A 19628-nucleotide genomic window follows, 5' to 3' on the forward strand; every position below is an offset into this window, starting at 1 on the left:
AACTCGGTGATGCTGGAAAGCCTCGTAAGGAAGTACTTCGGTGAGCCAGTCTTTTACGGAGTCTTTCCTGACGACGAAGAAGATATAAGGGGCGCAATAGAGAGGGCCAAGAATGAGAACGACCTCATTTTGGTTACCGGAGGTTCTGCCTTCGGCGATAAGGACTTCGCCCACCGCTTCGTCAAACTCCTTTTCCATGGAACGACGATAAAACCGGGGAGACCCATAGGCTATGGCGAGCGGATCTTCATAATGAGTGGTTATCCAGCGGCTGTCTTTGCCCAGTTCCACCTCTACGTCAAACATGCCCTGGCAGAGCTCGTCGGTGCTAAGAACTACGAGGTTCGCGTTAAAGCAACGCTCACCGAGCGTGCATCAAGCCAGCTCGGAAGACACGAGTTCGTGAAGGTGTGGTACGAGAACGGGGAAGCCAGACCGATCAAAAAGAAGGGCAGCGGAATAATAAGCTCGCTCGTGGAGAGCAACGGTTATATAGTTATCCCGGAGGACAGTGAGGGGTACCTCGAGGGAGAGACCGTGGAAGCCGTGCTCTACTGAGGTCAAGGGCATCTGTACAGAACGGACTGGGAAAGGCCCGCCTCTCTGTTTTCTTCGTTTGGGGGTGAGATATGGCCCGCCCGTAACACCCGCCCCCATCGAAGCCTACGGCAGAACTCGGGCGGGTTAACCCAGGCGGGCCGAGAAGTGTGCCCGGTCTGGGTTTCCCACGGTCATTGCGCTCCGTAACGCGGAAGGCCCTCCCGCGGGGACCTCGCTGTAAGACCGGGCTGTGGCCCCCGCATCGCCCCCCGGTTCATTCGTCCCCGGGGTCCTCGCGCGGGGGCAAAAAGGGTTGGAGGATTCCGTATATAAGGCTACCTCAACCGACCAGCTTATGAAGTTGAGCGAAGAGCTTCTCCCCCAGACTCATGTTGTCAACGACGAGTATCAGGGTGCCGTTGTTTACCACGACGAAGTCCCGGAGCTTCGCGAGGAACTTCATAACGCTGTCAGGTGGGTTGTACACCAGCAGGTACTCAATGCAATCCATGAGCACTATACCCCTACCTCCAGCCTTCGAGGTCTCCTGCAGGTACCGATAAGAAACCTCGGTTATCCTGGCGAGGTTCGTGGGGATTATGGTCTCTTTGATCTTGTCGTTGAAGGGAACGGTGGTGACGAAGTAGAAGCGCCATGCCTTTGGAACGTCGGTAACATCCCTTATAAAAGCGAGAACCGGAACGTCTTTGAGCTTGTCTTTGATTTTCCCGTATTCTTCAGTGTTAATTATCATAACACCGGGTTCAATTGGGGTCTCTGAGGCTTCAACCGGTTTCACGTTCATGAAGGATTCGGAGGACATCAGTCTCAGCATAAACATTACCATCAGGACTATCAGGGTTGTTGACATGGAAAACCCTATGGGCGCGTACCACTCGTGGATGCCGAAAAGGGCGGCGGGAACCAGATGGAATCCAAAGAGCACGATGCTTATGTATAGATATCGGGCAGCGCTCTTGTATATATCAACGGTCTCCCTGAGGAGCATCCCGGCCGTTATAACAAACATCCCCGTTATGCCGAGGGAAGCAGCCGCCGTGGTGGTCCACACAGCATCTTTGGTGTACGCATAGACCCCAAGCATGTAGAGCATAAATACGGTTGGCATTGGAATGAGAATGTAGATCGAGTCGCGTGGCACTTTGAGGGATTCTTCCTCCAGAAACTTCGCGGCCCCGTAAAGGAGAAACGCTGAGAACAACGTGAGAGAGATGTAGCTGAGCTCATTGAGGGTTGGAGACCCAAACGCACTCAGCAGTATGGCAATGAAATCAAAGAACCACGCAAGTGAAAATATCAGCGCGGCCTTTCTCCTGTTCTTGAGGTATATCCTGAGGATGAGAAACATGGCGGTTAGGTCGGCGATCATAACTACAACGCCCTCAGCCATCACCACCTGCTGCAGCACCGCCATGAAATCACCTCAACACCCGGCGCTCCGGGTCTCCAAACCCATCCCATCTAAACGGACCTTCCGGGGGAGTCCTGACCGCGGTTTCGTTCTCAAGCTTCACCACCAGGAGCTCCGGACGGGCGATGAGCATTCCGACCTGCCCCCTGTCACCGTACCCAACGACACGGTACACCCCTTCTTTCCTCACGGGTAGTATCACCGTGAAAGGATAGTTGGGATAATACCAAAAGCTTTTCGCATGCATCATACCAACGAGGTCGCCGAAACCGTAGTAACCGTACATGGGTATGAGCCTCGTCCCGCTGAACTTCTCCAAGAGGTACTTGAAGAAGGCGTAGTCTATCCCCACACCGCTCACTATGGCCGTCTCGATGTTCTCGCTGTAGGGCTCAAAGAGCATCATCAGCGGAGGGGCCGACCTGACGGTGTTTATCATATCGGCCTCCATCACCCGGTGGGTGTATTTCACGAGGGGATCAAGAAGCTTGAGAACCGCTTCAATCCCCTGTTCTGCCAGAACCTTCTTCGTTCCATCGGTTTCCATTCCTATGAAGTACAGAACGCCCCCATAGCTCCAGACAAGTTCGCTTATCTCATCCTGGTACCAGCCATAGGGACCGTGAGCCAGCGCCCTCATCTGGTGCTCCCCAGTGTAGATGCGGTCCAAACGATAGATAGAATCAAGGGCAGCGCGTAGGTATGCATGCAGGTAGTGGAGATATTCTCTGTCCCAGTGTCCTATGGCGCGTTCCCTTGTTGTTCCAGAGGACTGGTAGAACCTGATGTGCCCTTGGTAATCCCTCGGAACGAACTCCAGCCAGTGGTTGCGCAGGTATTCCTCCTCGGCCACCAGGCCGGCGTTGAGCAGGTTCTCAAAAACCTCCTCCAGAGTTCCCTGGAACACATCATCCAGATTCGGTTTGAGCCTTTCATTGAGTCCCATCCAGTACGGCGTATTATGAAGATGAAACTCAAAAACTGCCCTGAGGTATTCCACGGTGTCACTGTTTTTAACGTTCAAGGGATTATCTTGAAATTTTCCCAACATGTTATCGAATTTCGCGTACCTCATGCTGTGAATTTAGTCCCTTGGAGTATAAAACTTTTCCCATACTACGGTTCGTTGGAGCAAACCCAATGTTTAAATAAAATGAATACACAGTTCATACGGTGGTTACCTGTGGATATGATTGCAGGTAGAGTCGCTAAGGAGGACCTCTCCGATTTAAGGTACACCCTTGAGAGGGCCCTTGAAACAACGGAGTTCTGGAGAAGGAAATTCCATGGGGTAGACGTGGATGGTATAACACCATCCCGGCTCTCGGAACTTACCGAAACCGTTAACATCACACCCCACGATCTCTACAGAACCGATGAGGTCTGGCCCGAGTACATCAGGAGGGGTACCGTGTTCCACGCCGTGATGAGGACAAGTGGAACCACCGGGAAGCCCAAGCGCGTTCCCTACACGCGGGACGACAGGTTCAGGACAGGAAGACAGATCGAACCCTGGGTGCGGGAGTATATGGACAGGGGGGATCGGATCGCCTCGTTCTTCCCGCCGCTACCCTCCTCCTCCGGTATGTTCGCGTACGGCGGATTTGAAGCCATCACCGCAAAGGCCGCGTACTACCAGATCCCCATACAGTACCTCTTGGATAAGAACATGCTCCTAAGCGAGCTCAGGGACATAAAACCAACCGCCCTCTTCTGCTTGACCGCGACGGCCTACAACCTCGGCCTTATTCTCCCAGAGAGTATAAAGAAAGACATCCAGACAATAGTGGTCGGGGGAGAGACGCTAACGCCGGAACTCGCCAAGGCCACCTTGGAGCTCTTCGAGGATGCTGTTATAGTGGACAACTTCGGCTCAACCGAGGATGCGATCACTGGATATCGGGTCGTCAAAAGCGGGAAGACCACCCCGTTCACGTTCCCAGACTCGGCGGTTATCCTCAAGGACAACAACGATGGCTACTCGGAGTACAAGAGAATGTATATAACCAAGGTCATGCACGAAGGAGAGCTAACGGGGCTGCCGCTCTTCAACTACGATATAGGGGACCTAGCCAGGATAGCCGACGGGAGGGTTATGAACATCATCCGCGTCAAGGACGTTGTGAGCCTCGCGGGGGCCAAACTGCACATCGACCAGGTTATGGAGATAGTCTACAATCATCCAAACCTGCTCGACTTCGTGATGATATACCACCCACTCTCCCCAGAAAACCCGAAACCCAAGGTTATCATACGGGTGGCGTACAGAGAAAAGAAGCCGCCGGGGATAGAGGATGAGGTCAGGGAACTCATCTACGAGGCAAACAACCCCGTCAGGTACGAGGTCGAAGAGTCCAAACAGGCCGAGCTCATCATCGAAGCGGTGCCCCCCGAAAACCTTAGGGCGGACCTCCCCCAGAGGCTGGGGAAGACGAAAAGGATATACATAGTCGGCAGGGATCTCTGACCCATTTTCTTTTAACCTTCTACCCCGTTGTCACAATGGCGAAAAATTATTTAAGCAATTTCTCGGAATTCCAACCGGTGATGGGTATGGATGGAAAGATCATCCACGACGGGATACACGGCAGTATGAAGATAAGCGGTCTAATCCTGGATCTCGTTAAGACACCTGAGTTTCAGCGTTTGAGGAACATACGACAGCTCGGTCTTGCCTACCTCGTTTATCCGGGCGCGAACCACACCCGTTTCGAACACTCCCTGGGGGCATGGGATATAGCAAGACGGCTCTCCGCCGAAGTTGGTCTGGATGAGAGTGAGAGCATGCTCCTCCAGGTCGGGGCGCTCCTCCATGATATCGGCCATGGGCCGTTCAGCCACACCTTTGAGAGCATCTACAAACACTACGTTAAGGAGCACGACCATATGCGCCTCGGTCAGGACATCATACTGGGCAGGACGAACATAACGGAGAGGGAGGATGGAGGCAAGATACCCGAGATAATCGAGGCATACGATTACGACTTCACGGCCAGAGACGTTGCCGAGCTGATCCTGGGCAGGCATGGAAACCCCTACCTCGGGCATATGCTCCACGGCGACGTTGACGTTGACCAGCTTGACTACCTCATAAGGGATGCACACTACACCGGCGTCGCCCACGGCATAATAGACATGGAACGACTTCTGAAGGTCCTAAAAATCCACGACGATGAACTGGTGGTTGACGAGAAGGGTATAGAAGCCGTGGAGGGCATGATGGTGGCAAGGTCCCTCATGTACTCCAGGGTCTACTTCCACCACACGGTTAAAATCGCCGAGGGTATGCTGACCAGGGCCCTGGAATTCGCCTTGGAGGAGGACCACCTATGGGACTTCTGGAGGATGATCGATTGCCGAGTTCTGGTTGAGCTGGAGGATCTGGAGGGACTGCCTGTGGAGATAGTGCGGAGAGTTAAATACCGCGATCTGTACAAGGCAGCGGTCTTGGCGAGTGCCGATGACCTGAGCGCCGAGGAGAAGAGGGAGCTTCTGGCCGCATACCGAAACGTGAAAAGAAGGCAGGAAATGGAGAGGGCTCTGGCTGATGCAGTCGGTGCGAGGGAAGGCGAAGTCATTCTGGAGTTCAGCATAGCGGACCTCATGCTCAGCGAGCCGAGGCTGAAGGCCACAGAGATAAACGTCCTCCTAGACGACGGAACGATCGAGCCCCTAACAAAGGTCACCCCACTGGCCAACGCCCTTAAAAGACGACAGACACCGAGATGGGCCGTCCTGATAGCGGCACCTTCAAAATACGTGCCAAAGGTCAGGGAGACGTGGAGAAAGATTGTATTTGGATGAATCGAAGAGGGGACTACCTGGAGAACAACCCTTTCTTTATCTCCCTCTTCAACTCCTCTATGAGGTCTATGAGTTCATCCGCATCCCGAATCTCCCTAAGGCGCTCCTTGGGTATGAGAGGGACCTCCCCAACGACCTGTGTCTTGGTCTTCTCCAGTATGAAGACTCCGTCGCTGTTTATGATCTTCCCAACCTCGGCAACCATCTCGGCCCGTTTAACGGTTGAGCTCGTCTTTTTCTCATCAACCCCCGTTAGTATCCTGAACTTATCCTCCTTGGAAACTGCGTTAAACGGTGCTTTCTTCACCTTGACAACGCCCAGACCCAAGAGGCGCAGACGCTCGAACACCTCCTGTTCAAGGGGAGTTTCGGGCTTAACGTCCAGCCTCGCCTCCACGGTTGAGTGCAGAACGTCTATGGGCTCCGCGAGGGGTTCGTCGAATATCTCCTCAAGTCTGAGGGCAACGTCTATTGAAACCGCCTGCTCCCCACGCTCGTAGTTGAGGAGACTCTTTCGGGAGACACCTGCCATCTTGGCAAGTTCATTAATGGAGTACCCGTACCTCTCCCTGAGTTCGCGCAGGAGGCTACCGTTCACCCGGACATAAAAGCCGCCGCGCTCGGCAAAGATCGCCGGAAGTTCGTTTTCAACGAGGACGTCGTAGAGGGTCTCGGGCCGGAGGGAGTATATGCCGAAGCGGTCGTAAACCACCCCCTCCTCCAGCTCGGAGTTCTTGGTTTTAATGCCGATTATGAGGGGGGATGCGTTGAAGAACTTTGAGAGGCGCTTGAGATCCTCGGCCTGCTCCTGGGTCACGGTATCGATGTTGGTAACCACCTTTATGAACAGCAGGAGGAATAACCTGCTCGCCACTAGGTCGAAGCAGGAGCCCTTAAACTCAAGGCGGGCGGTCTTATACCCTGTACCCCTTAGAATGCCCTCCACAGCCCGTATGAGTCTTTCCCTGTCCATCATACTTAAATAGGATTTCCCCTTAATAAACTTAAGGTGTTGATATGAGACCGATAATCATCAAAGGAAGGCTCGTCTCCCTTGGAGTGCTCACCCGGGAAGATCTAAAACGGTTGTGGATGTGGTACAACGACAGAAGCGTGAGGTCGTACCTCTCTTTCCCCGGGGAGGTCTACTTCTACGAAGATGAGCTTGAGTGGTATGAGGCACTGCGGCGGGGGAAAAAGCGTGAGAAAGTGTTTACCATCCTGGAACGGAGCAGTAAAGGGCTCACCGGGGTTGTGGGCCTTCACGGCATCGACCACGAGAATGGCCGTGCGGAAGTTGGATACTTCCTCTCACCGGAATACTGGGGAAGGGGCTACGCGACTGAAGCAGTTGCACTCGCCCTGAGGTACGCTTTTGAGTGGCTCAACCTGAGGAAGGTCTACGCCCACGTCTTCGAGACGAACCTGGCCTCAATAAGGGTCTTGGAAAAGAACGGTTTTAATCTAGTCGGAAGGTGGAGGAAACATCAATACGTGCCGGGGGAAGGCTTTGTCGACGTTCTCATGTACGAGAGGTTCCGTAGTGGCGTTTGATTTTTAAACCCCCCCTCCCTTCTTCAACCATGCTCCTCCAAATTGGAATCGACGACACAGACTCACCAAACGGCATGTGCACCACCTACATAGGTGCGCTCCTTTACAGGGAGCTTTCCCGCATAGCGGAGCCAATCGACCTGCCGAGGCTGATAAGGCTCAACCCAAACATCCCCTACAAGACGCGCGGCAACGGAGCGGTCGCGATGACCTTCGAGGTCGATGAGTGGGTTATCCCCAAAATCAAAGACACCGTCCTTTTCTACGTTAACCAGCTGGCAGACTTCACCCACGAGAACACGAACCCGGGAGTTGTCTTCTTTGAAGGGAATATTCCAGAAGAGCTCCGCGAGTTTTCGCTTAAAGCCCTGAAGGAGCACGTTACGATTGAAGATGCCGAAAGGGTCGCGAAAGATATCGGGGCGGAGGTCTTCAAGTTCAAGCTCGGCAGAGGGGTAATCGGCGCGCTCGCTTCAATCGGCTACCCTCTGAAAAGGTTCACCTACGAGCTGTTAGCTTACCGCGAGCCTGAGAACTGGGGGACGCCGAGAAGGGTCGATTCGGAGAGCGTTTTTATGGCAGACCACTGGAGCTACCCCTTCACCTACGACAACGTTGACCCCTACAAGAGGAGCGTCATCATAACGCCACACGGCAAAGACCCCGTTCTCGTTGGAATACGCGGGATTGATAAGGGAAAAGTCCTACAGACCTTTGAGCGGGTCGAGTTTGGTGAACCTATCGCTTTCTACCAGCTCTACAAGACGAACCAGAACACCGACGACCACTTGACTCCTAAAAAAATCGGCGAGCTGAGGCTCTACGACAGCGCGGTTGTGAGGGGTAAAGTGGCCGGCCCCTACTGGGAAAAGGGCCGGCACGTCTTCTTCGAGCTTGAGGACGAGACCGGTAGAATCCGCGTCGCGGCCTTCGAGCCGACGAAGAAGTTCAGGAACTGGGTCAGGAAACTCCTACCGGGCGATGAAATCATCGCGGCCGGTGGCGTTAAGGAGCACGATGGAATCTTGACGCTCAACCTTGAGAAGTTCTACCCGGTGAAGCTCGCCTCCAGAATTGAATACCGGAAGCCGAAATGTCCAAAGTGTGGGGGAACGATGAAGAGCAAGGGCGACTATTTGAAGTGCAAGCGCTGTGGCTATAGAATGCCGAAGAAGCTTATTCCAGTCGAAGTCCCGCGCGAGTTGGCCAAGAAAATCTACGAGGTTCCTCCAGATGCCAGGAAGCACCTGTCGAGGCCCCTCGTCCTGCCGGGTGGTGAGGAGAGGATTTTGAGACTTTTGTGAGCGAAAGGGTTTAAAATGATAATTGCCATTATCATAATGGTGATTATCATATGAGCTATTTTGTGGGCAGGAGGGAGGAGCTTAAAGCACTAAGAGAAAGAATCTCAAGCGATAATTTTGAGTTAATCGTCATCTACGGTAGGAGGCGTGTTGGAAAGACCCGTCTCGTCCTCGAAGCCGTGAAAGACGTCCCCCACGTTTACTACCTCGCCGTCGAGGGGGATAACCTGAGGCATTTCCGAGAGACTGCCGGGAGAGTTTTTCAGGAGGTGAGATACGCCCGGGAAGACTGGGAGGGCCTTCTCCACGCCCTCAGAGGGAAAGTCATCGTTATTGACGAGTTTCCGAACCTGATAAAGGAAGACCCCACCGTTCTGAGCGTTTTTCAGAGGGCTATTGACACGGACCTTTCGGATTCAAAGACAAAGCTAATTCTTCTTGGCTCTTCAGTGAGCATAATGACTGAGAAGGTTCTCAGCTACAAGAGCCCGCTCTACGGCAGAAGAACGGGCTCAATGAAGCTCAAGCCTTTGAAATTTTTCCATCTAAGGGAGTTTTTCCCCAATGCCGACTGGAAGGAACTCGTAGAGGTCTACGGCATGACCGATGGGATTCCATTCTACATAACTCAGGTTAGGTTGCCCTTCTGGGAATGGCTTGATAGAGAGCTGAAAAACCCCGTAAGCCTTTTCCGCGATGAGGTTGATTTTCTGCTGAAGTATGAGTTCACGGAGACGAGAACATACCGGAGAATCCTTGAGGCGATATCTCTTGGCAAAACGACACCGAAGGAGATAAGGGACTTCATCGGCATGAGACACTCGGACGTAACACCCTACCTCAGAAACTTAATCGAGACCGGGCTCGTCGTGAGGGAGGTTCCGATAACTGAAAAGCCGAACTCAAAGAGGGGTCGCTACTACCTGGCCGACAACTTCCTCGCTTTCTGGTTCCGCTTTATCTACCCGAACCTCTCGGCCATCGAGGAGGGCATCTTTGACGCTGAGGAGGTTAAGAGGGATTACAGCCACTACCTTGGCCCGGTGTTTGAAAAAGTAGCCAAACAGGTTCTGATCGAGCTGAACAAGACTGGAAGGCTACCCTTCCGTTTCACCAAGATCGGGCAGTGGTGGAGGAAGGGCGAGGAGATTGACTTGGTGGCGCTGAATGAGCGCGAAAATAAGGCTCTCTTCGTTGAGGTGAAGTGGAAGGAGTTGAGCGAAAGGGAAGCGAGGGGAGTTTTGAGGGGCTTGGAGAGGAAGGCTGAGTTGGTTGGTCTTGATGGATGGGAGAAGAGCTATGGACTGATTGCTAGGGGAGTGGAGGGCAAGGAGGAGTTGAGAGCAGGGGGCTGGTGGGTTTGGGACTTGGAGGATTTCGAAAGGCTTATCTCTTCTGAAATCCAAATTCAGAGGGAGGCATGACAATGGTGCTCACGCGGAAGAAAACAGGAATAGTAGTGGTGGAAGAAAAAAAGAGATTCAGAACGGTGAAGAGGAAGGAACAGGTAGATGTATACACGGCACCCACAGGACGTAACAGCACGGTTTTCGCCGAAATTGCCCAGATCGCCGCAGGATTGCCTGACCTGCACCCAACACACACGCACTGGGCCAGCGATGGAACCAATTTTATATCAGAAAGAGACACACCCACAGAGGTAGGATACGATTTTCTGATAGGTCTGTTCACTGGGTTGGCAAGAGATGGCGTCGGCGGCGCACACACAAATCACGTAGAGTTCCGCTTCCACAACATACTCAAGGAAATCGGTGAAGAAGTTGAGATACCATCTACACGGCCTACAAACTGAGGGGAAAGATCAGAGACAAGGAGAAAATCAGAAAAGCCGTTGAGAATGCCATTGAGATTTCGGACAAACTTGCGCACAACATATTCGATAACCGAGCAGATCCGTACTGGATCGCTGTTAATCACTACAAAAACTTGTATAATCAACCGCCGCCAGTCCAGCTGACTGGGATATTTGACGGACTTCTCCGAGTACCGCGGGAGAAGGTGCTTGGAACAATAGGAGATCACATAATCGAACTGAAGAAGGTATTCCCAAACGTCGTGAAACCAGAGGAAGTATATGGTGATCTATGGTTCGAGTTCCCCAAGAAGAAAGGGATCGATCCAAAAACGCTGGAGCCGATTGAGGCAAAACCAAAATCCTCTGAGGAGAAGATTTCCACCTTTACCGAGCTTCTTGCCATAGCTAAAGCCCTCAAATACGCGGGATTCTCAAGCGAAGCGATGAAGCGAGCGGAGATGGACTTAATTAACAGGCTCGACCGGCTTCTCGAAAACCCTGAGGAAAACGCCATCGAGATAGCCCATACGGTTAAGCTCCTCAGGCTCGTTCAGAAGAAGGAGACTGAGAAGATAGCAGAGTTCGCTAAGTGAGAGAATGCGGGAAAATTCCTGTTTTAACATTTGAACCCCTGCAAAGGGATTTAAAAAGAGTTTGCAGTGAGGATGCAGTCTATCTAATGACCTCAATCGCGTTAATGCCCTCAAAGTCAGAATCAAAAGTCGCTATCCTCGGAATGCCGTGCTTTATGCAGGTCGCGAGGATCGTTGCATCGCTTGGCAGGAGACCGTACATGGCGGCAACTTCTTTTATTATTTCGGCTCTATCTTCATCGGGGAGGATATCAATCCAGCATCCCCGATGAGACCTAAGACCATGGAAACCGCCGTTTCAATCAGTTTTAAACCATCTGGAGTCTTGACGAATTGCTTTACATCGTAGATGTTAGAAATTCCGTGTTTCTCTTTGGCGAGCTTCCTAAAAGAGACGTAAACTGCCTCGTTGATTGAAATCGGAGAAATAACCAGCTCGTCTTCTGAAGTCAGCATGTCCCTCGCTCTTGGAGTTAAGGATGTCATGAAAAGAAAGTTGTAGATGATGTTGGCGTCAATGTATGTCCTCAAAGCCCTTTAGATAGAGCGTAGGTGTCGAGCTCCTCAACGGAAGCCTTTCCGAGTATTCCCATGTAGCTCTCAACGGGAAGTTTCTTACGTTTTTTCTTTGATTTTAATTCAAGGTAGATTCGAAGGGCTTCAAGCTCAAGCTCTCTTTCAATGGCCCGTTTGGTCTCCTCACTAACCTTTCCGGGCAGTTTCACGCGAAGGTTGCCCCTTCCATACCCCCACCGCTCTTAGTTTGGGGTTCATTGGATATAACCCTATCCCCTCATCACCTTCCACACTAACAGGGGGAAGACGAGCGTTGCATCTGCCCAGATCTCGACGTAATCAGCTTTTGCCCTTATCTTGCCCCAGCTGACGCCTTCGCTCGGAGGGGCACCGCTCAGAGAGCCGTCCCACGGAATTGCCGTTGTTATGTAAATCGCGTAGTCCGTTCCTCCCCTGAAGAGATTTGCGTTGATTATCGCATGCTTAGGCAGGGAACCTCCGAGGATTATCGAGGCTGTTTCCTTGGCGGTAACGGCCAAGTTGTTGAGTTTCACTATATCGTTGGCGATATCAATGATCAGCTCCCTGTCACCACGCTCCTCCTTGAAGAAGTAGAGCATGTCCCCTATCGAGCCGTCGGTTATGGCGGGACAGAAAATCGGGACGTTTCTCTTGTAGGCCCAGTAGATAACGCTCTTCTCCTTCTCATTTCCGAGCTTCTCGTCCATGTATCTACCGAGCTCGTGGATGAACTCGCTGGCAGTGAGAGACTTTCCAGCTTCGCGCTCCATCTCAAGAATTCTTTCGAAGAATGGAATCATGTACTTCTCGAATTCAATGTAGCGGTCGTTGGGCACGAAGATGTTGCCTATCCTGTTTATGCCCTTTTCCCTGAGAAGGACATCGTTCACCTGCCAGTCGCCGAGGACGAAGGGCTTTAATGCCTTTATGAAGTCCTCCTCGATTCCTCCAGCGGTGGTTACGATGACGTCCACCTTGTCTTCTTTCACGAGCCACGCAACCAGCTCCCGCAGGCCAGAAGAGACTATGTTGGAGGTGTATCCGAGGAAAACCCTGACCTCTTCTCCCTCCGCGCGCTTCTCCTCGACCTTGCGCCATATCTCTATCGCCCTTCCGAGGTGCGTCGCCTGAAAGCCTGTCCTCGTGTAATAATCCAAAACCTCCTCAAGGCTCGAAACCTCATCCAACCATGGACCCTCGATTGGAAGGCCCTCAACCTCTTCGCTTTCTTTAAGAACAATGTCTTTTGGCTCATTCATAGGATGACGTGTGGTTGATTGCTTTATAAATAATTGGGGTACGGTTTTGATAATATGACAATTAACTTAGAAATTCTACCAAGTTTTTTGTAAAATTGACAATAAAGAAAAAAAAATCTTAAATAGTATTGTATTCCTAACTTTACTGAAATAACTCTATAGGAGGGATAGATATGATAAGGAAAAAATTAGCCAGTATTCTTATGGTATTAAGTTCCGTGGTATTAGCAACAACAATAGAGCTGCAGGGATAATTATTCCAGGTACGTACCATAACTACTCAGAGGTTACTGCATACGCAACTGACATTGTTGGATGGCACATGGCGTGGGTGACGTCCAAGTGGACATTCGCAACCTCATCCAATGGGCAGTTCCTCCTAGACAGGAACACATTCATCGAAACAACTACTGGAGGCCACTTAGGAGACTATGGAAGCTGGGATTATACTCAGGCAATCCCAAGTTCCAACGAATTGGAGTTCTGGGGAGTATTCACGCTTCATGGGTTGCCAGGAAACGATCTACAGGGAGTTCTGTATAATAGAGTCCGCTTTAACGGGAAGACTCCAGATGGTATGAACTATAAATACGAGGTATATTATGGGGTTAATGGCATAGCTAGCCAAACTGAAACACTTCCTGTGGAATTCGCCATAGAGATTGATGCATGATAGTTCTTGCAAATACAAATAGCATAATTTTTTATTTATTTAGCCTTGTATACCAGTAGGAGGAACAAACAATGACAAAAAAAAGTACATACCGGATAATCGCTATTACTCTTATAAGTTTTGGCCTTTTAGTCAATTTTGGGCCGGTCATGTCGTATTATGCTAACACATATATTCATGTCCCTCACAAAGGCAACATTGTCAATGGTAGCACACTCTCGTTCTATGCATTTGTGGGGTCTTTCTACGACAACAAGAGAAGAGCCACGAAGAGTTTAATCTCGGGTTAATCCTTAACGTTACCAGTTTGGGGGGTGATAGATATAAAATTAAATACACAATCTATAAACTCCTGGGGGAAAAAGGTGGACTCAACCCTGAACTTCTACCCAAGTTCCCGTTTTATTCAACTGGAGGTATCTCAAAGGTCGTTGATGGTCAAAAGACTTTTACCTCTCAGGATGATTTGATTAAACTTCTTTTGCCTTCAAAACCCTCAAATGGATGTTTTTTGAACAACACCCACACATTTCCAAATAAATTCTACGGGTTCCCCAGAGTGTTGTATTGTGGACATAATAGCACCATAGGTGAGTATACCAGGTTTCAAAATGGCGGGATACTCCTGTTACAGGTCCTCACTTCAAATATTACCTCAATACGTCCGCTATTGTCCCTTACAAACGCCCCTGTTAATGAAACGGATGGGGTGATGATGGGTCTTTTTCTTGGTGGTGGCAACACGGTACCCCCTCAGGACTGGGCCGGCTGGTTGAGGTACGGCTTCGGGACATCTTTTCCATTGAATGTAGGTTTTGTAATTCTCGGAATGCTTTTGCTAATAATAGCATCGAGGAGGACCTAACTTGATAATTGAAATTGAAATTGAAACAGATGGGCTGGGCTTCAGCTACGACTCAAGAACCCCCGCCCTAGAGGATGTTACCTTTGAAGTCACGGCCAGGAGAATCGGCATCGTCGGTCAGAACGGGAGTGGAAAAACGACCCTCCTCTCGATCTTTATGGGGTTCTTAAAACCGGACAAAGGAGAGGTCATGATCAACGGACTCGTGCCCTTTAAAGAGAGGGACAAGTTGCTGAAAATGTTTGCCCCAGCCTTTGAAAAGGGCCACCTTCCCTACGGCATGAAGGTGCGGGAGCTCGTAACACTAATCGGTGAGATAGTGGGGGACGAGAAGGATGTTGAGGATTTGGCTGGAGAACTCGGTCTTCTAAGTTTTAAGGACAAAAAGGTTTACGAGCTTTCCTCTGGCCAGGGGCAACTCCTTTGGATTTTCAATGCCCTCGCAGACAGAAACAGGGTACCTGTACTGGATGAACCTTTTGTTCATCTCGATATACACGCTTACAAGCGAGTTGCCAGGGTTCTAAAGGAACGCTTTGACAGTTACATACTTACGTCCCATATACCTGAGGACGTTGAGCTCTTGACCGAGTCGGTAATCGTACTTGAGGATGGCAGGGTCTGGTGGCATGGCAGCCTGCCGGAAGTTGAATCAACGTACGAGGTCTTTGTTCCTGCGGGTGCAAAAGTTGGGCTTCCAAAGGTTCTGGCGGATTTCGGCAACGTCGTTGTCTGCGAATGTCCCGAAGAGCTCCTTGAATCTTTGATGAGGGATGGTTCTATACTGGGCTACAAACGTGCGGGGGTGCGTTTGCTCTATGCTAAGATACGTAGTTAGGATGTACCTCAAGGAGATATTTACAGGCTCCACGTACTGGATAATTCTTGGAGTCCTTCTATGGTCGGAGTACTTTGCGGCCAGCCAATTTAAAGGAGAACTGGCTCTCGTTGAAATGCTACAGTTCATTGCGATTCCAGTTTACATCTTCCTCGTTTCGACGGTGTTCTTCACCGAGGACAAGGTTCTGACTTTTGAGCTCGTCATGTTCCGGGACTGGTCTACAGTGGCCGTTGGGAGGTTGCTGTCCCTCTTCCTCTCCCTCACGCCCTTCACAGTAGCCACCGTTCTCATAGTGGGGCACTACCATGCGGGCACTTTCATGGTCCCTATCTCCGTCGCTGTCCTCCTTTACAGCACAACGATAATCCTCTCAACCGTCATAGGGGGCGGCAGCAAGCTCTACGTCCTCTCGATGGGACTGCTCTTTATGCTCCCGTTCTCGTCGCTGGTTTTGATACAGAATCAGGCAAGCCTTGGAAACCCAGTACATGGCGCCATGGGGTACCTCACTTATCTTTTCGCCCCGGTTTACGGTTCCTACGCCGTTTCCTCAAGAATCCTGCTGGTTGATTCAAACCTGGCCAACTGGATTGTTTTTGGTCTCTCGGTGTTTCTGGGGATAGGCTATCCTTTCATCTTTAAAAGAAGAGAGGTGCATCCAGGTAATTAGTAACCTCCGATCAAAACCAACCTATCAGTAGGTGGTAACTTAAACCCAGGAGATTACGCGGAGGTTTTGGGTGAACCAACCTTTGTCCCCTTTTCCTGCACCTCCCAAGAAGTTCCGAGGTTTCCATGAGACGTCGCCGGGACAAAGGTTATTAGCCACTCCTCGAAGTGAGTATCATGATCAAGATCAACCTCAGGAAAATGGGCGTAGTTGTTACGGCCTCATCCCGGGGCATAGGCTTCAACGTTGCAAGGGAACTGCTGAGGAGAAACGCAAGGGTTGTGATAAGCTCCAGGAGTGAGGAAAACCTAAAGAAGGCGCTGGATGAGCTTTTGAGCTACGGTGAAGTGTACGGGGTTAAGGCGAACCTCCACAGCCAGCGAGACCTCGAGAATCTTGTAAAAGAAAGCTGGGAACTTCTTGGAGAAATTGATGCCCTCGTCTGGAACGCTGGAAACGTCCGCTGTGAGCCGTGCCTCCTCCACGAGACGAGCTATACAGACTGGATCGAAGCTTCCGCTCTCCACACAGTCGCTCCGGGCTATCTAACAACCCTTTTGGTCCGGGCTTGGCTTGAAAGGAATATGAGGGGAACACTGATTTACCTCAACTCCGTCTCAATAAAGGAACCCATGCCCCCCCTTGTTCTGGCCGATGTTACGAGGGCTGGACTCGTTCAGCTGGCGAAGAGCGTTTCCAGGACCTACGGGGAGGATGGAGTAAGGGCATACAGCATCCTGCTCGGCAGCTTCGACACGCCCGGTGCGAGGGAGAACCTTAAAGCCGTCGCCGAGTCGAGGGGAGAACCCTTTGAGGAGACCTGGGAACGGGAGGTTTTGAACAGAACGCCCCTCCACAGGACTGGAAAATGGAGAGAACTCGGTTCGCTGGTGGCTTTTCTCCTCAGCAAAGAAGCCGAGTACATGCTCGGCTCGACCGTTGTCATAGACGGCGCGATGACCAGAGGCGTCTTCATCTGAGCATCAGGAAACACACCCAAAAAGAAGAGAGAAAGTTCAGAAGTATATGCCCATCTCCTCCGCTATTTTCCTGAGCCTTTCTATCCTAGCTTCAGTGGGGGGATGTGTGGAGAAGAGGGTTGCCAGTCCAAGCCCCCTGAAGGGATTGATGATGAACATGTGAGCCGTTGCCGGGTTTCCGTTCTTCAAAGGCCGATAGCGGACAGCAGTATCTATCTTCATCAGCGCGCTCGCGAGTGCCTGGGGTTTTCCGCTTATTCTCGCGCCCCCCTCATCCGCGAGGAACTCCCTTGAGCGACTTATGGCCGCTTGGATGAGCATGGCAGCGATAGGGGCCAGAACCGCCACCAGGATAGCAGCGAGTACATTTTCACCGTCGTCCCTGTCACCTCCAAAACCACCAAATATGGCTATCCATCGCGCCCAGTAAGCGAGCTGGATTATAGCACCGGCCATGGCGGCGGCTAGGGTTCCTATAAGCATATCCCTGTTCTTTACGTGTGTGAGTTCGTGACCGAGCACCCCCTCCAGCTCATCGCGGTCAAGTATCTTAAGGAGCCCCTGCGTAACGGCCACCACAGCATGCTCCGGGTCCCTACCCGTTGCAAAGGCGTTGGGTGTTTCGGTTGGGATTATCGCAACCCTCGGCGTTGGAAGACCGGCCCTCTCGGCTAGACCTCTTACGATGGAGTAGAGCTCAGGTGCCTCGTACTCGTCAACGACCCTCGCCCTGTACCAGCCCAGGACTATTCTGTCGCTGTACCAGTACGTTATGAAGTTGAAGAACATCGAGAAGACGAACATTATCAACGCCAGATTTGGCCCGCCGAAGATGTAACCTATCCCCATCAACAACCCCGTGAGGATTGCCATCAGCAGACCAGTTCTGAGCCACATCGCAAGCCCCATCATCTCACCTCCAGCAACTCTATCTCTCCAAGACGGCACATCACCCTCAAAAGAACGTTTGGATTTTCACAATAAAAGGTTTTGGAACATAAAAAAGGGCAGAAAAATTGGGGACATCACATGCCCATTCCAGGCATTCCCCCCATGCCACCCATACCAGCGGGCATTTCCCCGCCCTGACCGCCTTCTGACTTGCTCGCCTTCGCGGCGATGACGTCGTCGATTCTGAGGATCATTATTGCGGCCTCGCTGGCGCTCTTGATGGCCTGCTTGGTGACCCTGACTGGTGCTATAACACCGCGCTCCATCATATCAGCCGGCTCGCCTGCGAAGACGTCGATGCCGATGCCCCTGCCCTTGTTCTTGTGTTCACTGATGACCTTCACGAGGACGTCAACGGTGTCAAGGCCGGCGTTCTCTGCGAGGGTCCTGGGGATTATCTTCAATGCTTCGGCGAAGTTCTCAATAGCAAGCGCCTCCTTGCCGCCAACCTCCTTTGCATACTCGTCAAGCCTGATGGCGAGCTCAATCTCCGGAGCACCACCCGCCGGAAGGACTGCGCCGTCCTCCATGACGTCTTTGACGACTTTGAGTGCGTCTTCCAGAGCTCTCTCGACTTCGTCGACGACGTGCTCGGTGCCGCCCCTGATGAGTATGGTGACGGCCTTCGGGTTCTTGCAACCCTCAACAAAGATCATGTTCTCCCCAGCAACCTTCCTCTCCTCAACGAGTTCAGCCTCTCCAAGGTCCTCCGGGGTTAGGTCACGAATGTTGGTGACGATCTTGGCGCCGGTGGCTTTAGCAAGCTTCTCCATGTCACTCTTCTTGACGCGCCTAACGGCCAGGATCCCAGCCTTAGCGAGGTAGTGCTGGGCAAGATCATCAATACCCTTCTGAACGAAGACGACGTTGGCGCCGACCTCCTTGATCTTCTCGACCATCTCGCGGAGCATCTTCTCCTCCTGTTCTATAAAGGAGTAGAGCTGGTCCGGGGCTGTTATGTTGATCTTCGCGTCCGTTTCGGTCTTCTTAACCTCGAGGGCCTCGTTGATGAGGGCGATCTTGGCGTTCTCAACTCTACTGGGCATCCTCGGGTGGACGCGCTCCTTGTCGATGATTATACCACGAACAAGCTCACTCTCCTCAGCACTCTCCCCTGCCTTCTTCTCGATTTTAACGTTGTCGAGGTCAACCTTGTAGCCATCTCCCGTCTTCTCGGCGACCTGCCTGACGGCCTCGACTGCGAGCTTTGCGAATATCCCTTTGTGGGTCTCTGCGTTCTTACCGGTTATCGAGGTGGCGGCGATCTTCGTGAGGGTCTCCTCATCTGTTGGGTCCACTTTCACGGCGATCTCGTCGAGTATTTCTTGGGCTTTTTCGGCGGCCATGGTGTAGCCTTTAACTATGATGCTTGGGTGAATGTTCTGGTCTAAGAGCTCCTCAGCCTTCCTGAGGAGTTCACCGGCAATAACGACGGCAGTAGTAGTACCATCACCAGCCTCCTTATCCTGAGTCTTAGCAACCTCAACCATCATCTTAGCAGCTGGATGCTGGAGGTCGATTCTGTCAAGAATCGTGGCTCCATCATTTGTGACAACGACATCACCGAGGCTGTCGACGAGCATTTTATCCATTCCCTTCGGGCCGAGCGTTGTTCTAACCGTCTCGGCTATAATCCTTGCAGCTAAGATGTTTAACCTCTGGGCGTCCCTTCCGACGTATCTCTGGGTCCCTTCCGGCAGAATAACAACAGGCTGTCCACTAAGCTGTGCCATTTGACATTCCTCCTATTCAGTTGCTTTTTGCAGAAACGCTTCGTCAGCGTTCTATAAAAAGTTTTGGGTTAAAAAT

At 51.6% G+C, this 19628-nt stretch carries 22 protein-coding genes; 13 read left to right on the top strand and 9 right to left on the bottom strand.

Annotation, left to right across the window (positions count from 1 at the left end; genetic code table 11):
- Positions 1-558: molybdopterin-binding protein (locus MVK60_RS03575; RefSeq protein WP_297436533.1), on the top strand; the 558-nt coding region annotated here is incomplete at its 5' end.
- Positions 559-880: 322 nt separating this feature from the next.
- Here MVK60_RS03575 and MVK60_RS03580 read toward each other — a convergent pair.
- Together MVK60_RS03580 and MVK60_RS03585 are read right to left on the bottom strand one after the other, a co-directional pair.
- Positions 881-1975, bottom strand: coding sequence for a DUF835 domain-containing protein (locus MVK60_RS03580; RefSeq protein WP_297436534.1), 1095 nt, complete (start codon positions 1973-1975; stop codon positions 881-883).
- A gap of 4 nt (positions 1976-1979) precedes the next feature.
- On the bottom strand, positions 1980-3047 hold the full coding sequence (locus MVK60_RS03585; protein ID WP_297436536.1) for a hypothetical protein: 1068 nt from the start codon (positions 3045-3047) through the stop codon (positions 1980-1982).
- A gap of 114 nt (positions 3048-3161) precedes the next feature.
- On the opposite strand from MVK60_RS03585, the gene MVK60_RS03590 reads away from it, so the two are divergent.
- A complete protein-coding gene (locus MVK60_RS03590; RefSeq protein ID WP_367270833.1) occupies positions 3162-4439 on the top strand; it encodes a phenylacetate--CoA ligase family protein in 1278 nt (425 codons plus the stop codon).
- An 86-nt stretch (positions 4440-4525) separates the two neighbouring features.
- Positions 4526-5776, top strand: a complete 1251-nt coding sequence (locus MVK60_RS03595; protein ID WP_297436663.1) for an HD domain-containing protein — start codon at positions 4526-4528, stop codon at positions 5774-5776.
- A gap of 13 nt (positions 5777-5789) precedes the next feature.
- On the opposite strand, the gene MVK60_RS03600 is transcribed toward MVK60_RS03595, so the two are convergent.
- The gene (locus tag MVK60_RS03600; RefSeq protein WP_297436540.1) at positions 5790-6749 is read right to left on the bottom strand and encodes a transcriptional regulator; all 960 of its coding nucleotides are present in this window, start codon (positions 6747-6749) and stop codon (positions 5790-5792) included.
- A 44-nt stretch (positions 6750-6793) separates the two neighbouring features.
- Between MVK60_RS03600 and MVK60_RS03605 the strand changes: the two genes are divergently transcribed.
- From MVK60_RS03605 to MVK60_RS03625, 5 genes are all read left to right on the top strand, one after another.
- A complete protein-coding gene (locus tag MVK60_RS03605) occupies positions 6794-7330 on the top strand; it encodes a GNAT family protein (RefSeq protein WP_297436542.1) in 537 nt (178 codons plus the stop codon).
- 29 nt (positions 7331-7359) lie between these two features.
- Complete coding sequence (gene tiaS / locus MVK60_RS03610) at positions 7360-8634, top strand: tRNA(Ile2) 2-agmatinylcytidine synthetase TiaS (protein WP_297436544.1); 1275 nt, start codon at positions 7360-7362, stop codon at positions 8632-8634.
- A gap of 50 nt (positions 8635-8684) precedes the next feature.
- Positions 8685-10058 (top strand): ATP-binding protein, encoded by a 1374-nt coding sequence (locus tag MVK60_RS03615; RefSeq protein WP_297436546.1) that lies wholly within the window; start codon positions 8685-8687, stop codon positions 10056-10058.
- Positions 10055-10447 (top strand): hypothetical protein, encoded by a 393-nt coding sequence (locus MVK60_RS03620; RefSeq protein ID WP_297436548.1) that lies wholly within the window; start codon positions 10055-10057, stop codon positions 10445-10447. The genes MVK60_RS03615 and MVK60_RS03620 overlap by 4 nt, the downstream gene beginning before the upstream one ends.
- A 206-nt stretch (positions 10448-10653) precedes the next feature.
- Positions 10654-11043 (top strand): hypothetical protein, encoded by a 390-nt coding sequence (locus tag MVK60_RS03625; protein WP_297436550.1) that lies wholly within the window; start codon positions 10654-10656, stop codon positions 11041-11043.
- Between the two features lie 79 nt (positions 11044-11122).
- On the opposite strand, the gene MVK60_RS03630 is transcribed toward MVK60_RS03625, so the two are convergent.
- From MVK60_RS03630 to MVK60_RS03645, 4 genes are read right to left on the bottom strand one after another with little or no spacing between them, the layout of a single operon-like run.
- Positions 11123-11245, bottom strand: a complete 123-nt coding sequence (locus MVK60_RS03630) for a PIN domain-containing protein (protein WP_297436552.1) — start codon at positions 11243-11245, stop codon at positions 11123-11125.
- Positions 11246-11262: 17 nt separating this feature from the next.
- The gene (locus MVK60_RS03635) at positions 11263-11574 is read right to left on the bottom strand and encodes a PIN domain-containing protein (protein WP_297436554.1); all 312 of its coding nucleotides are present in this window, start codon (positions 11572-11574) and stop codon (positions 11263-11265) included.
- Positions 11571-11768 (bottom strand): hypothetical protein, encoded by a 198-nt coding sequence (locus tag MVK60_RS03640; protein ID WP_297436557.1) that lies wholly within the window; start codon positions 11766-11768, stop codon positions 11571-11573. Before MVK60_RS03640 ends, MVK60_RS03635 begins: the two co-directional genes overlap by 4 nt.
- Positions 11769-11828: 60 nt before the next feature.
- Positions 11829-12839: a deoxyhypusine synthase gene (locus MVK60_RS03645; protein WP_297436559.1), complete on the bottom strand. Its 1011-nt coding sequence runs from the start codon at positions 12837-12839 to the stop codon at positions 11829-11831.
- Between the two features lie 322 nt (positions 12840-13161).
- On the opposite strand from MVK60_RS03645, the gene MVK60_RS03650 reads away from it, so the two are divergent.
- From MVK60_RS03650 to MVK60_RS03670, 5 genes are all read left to right on the top strand, one after another.
- Positions 13162-13512, top strand: a complete 351-nt coding sequence (locus tag MVK60_RS03650) for a hypothetical protein (RefSeq protein WP_297436561.1) — start codon at positions 13162-13164, stop codon at positions 13510-13512.
- Between the two features lie 307 nt (positions 13513-13819).
- Positions 13820-14377: a hypothetical protein gene (locus MVK60_RS03655; protein ID WP_297436563.1), complete on the top strand. Its 558-nt coding sequence runs from the start codon at positions 13820-13822 to the stop codon at positions 14375-14377.
- Between the two features lies 1 nt (position 14378).
- On the top strand, positions 14379-15215 hold the full coding sequence (locus tag MVK60_RS03660) for an ABC transporter ATP-binding protein (RefSeq protein ID WP_297436565.1): 837 nt from the start codon (positions 14379-14381) through the stop codon (positions 15213-15215).
- Positions 15196-15888, top strand: a complete 693-nt coding sequence (locus MVK60_RS03665) for a hypothetical protein (RefSeq protein WP_297436567.1) — start codon at positions 15196-15198, stop codon at positions 15886-15888. The genes MVK60_RS03660 and MVK60_RS03665 overlap by 20 nt, the downstream gene beginning before the upstream one ends.
- 200 nt (positions 15889-16088) lie before the next feature.
- A complete protein-coding gene (locus MVK60_RS03670) occupies positions 16089-16868 on the top strand; it encodes an SDR family oxidoreductase (protein WP_297436665.1) in 780 nt (259 codons plus the stop codon).
- A gap of 36 nt (positions 16869-16904) precedes the next feature.
- On the opposite strand, the gene MVK60_RS03675 is transcribed toward MVK60_RS03670, so the two are convergent.
- Both MVK60_RS03675 and thsB read right to left on the bottom strand, forming a co-directional pair.
- Positions 16905-17777: a zinc metalloprotease HtpX gene (locus MVK60_RS03675; RefSeq protein WP_297436569.1), complete on the bottom strand. Its 873-nt coding sequence runs from the start codon at positions 17775-17777 to the stop codon at positions 16905-16907.
- A 116-nt stretch (positions 17778-17893) separates the two neighbouring features.
- Positions 17894-19552, bottom strand: coding sequence for a thermosome subunit beta (gene thsB, locus MVK60_RS03680; RefSeq protein WP_297436571.1), 1659 nt, complete (start codon positions 19550-19552; stop codon positions 17894-17896).
- Between the last annotated feature and the right edge of the window lie 76 nt (positions 19553-19628).

It is taken from the genome of Thermococcus sp. (genome assembly GCF_026988555.1).
GTDB lineage: Archaea > Methanobacteriota_B > Thermococci > Thermococcales > Thermococcaceae > Thermococcus.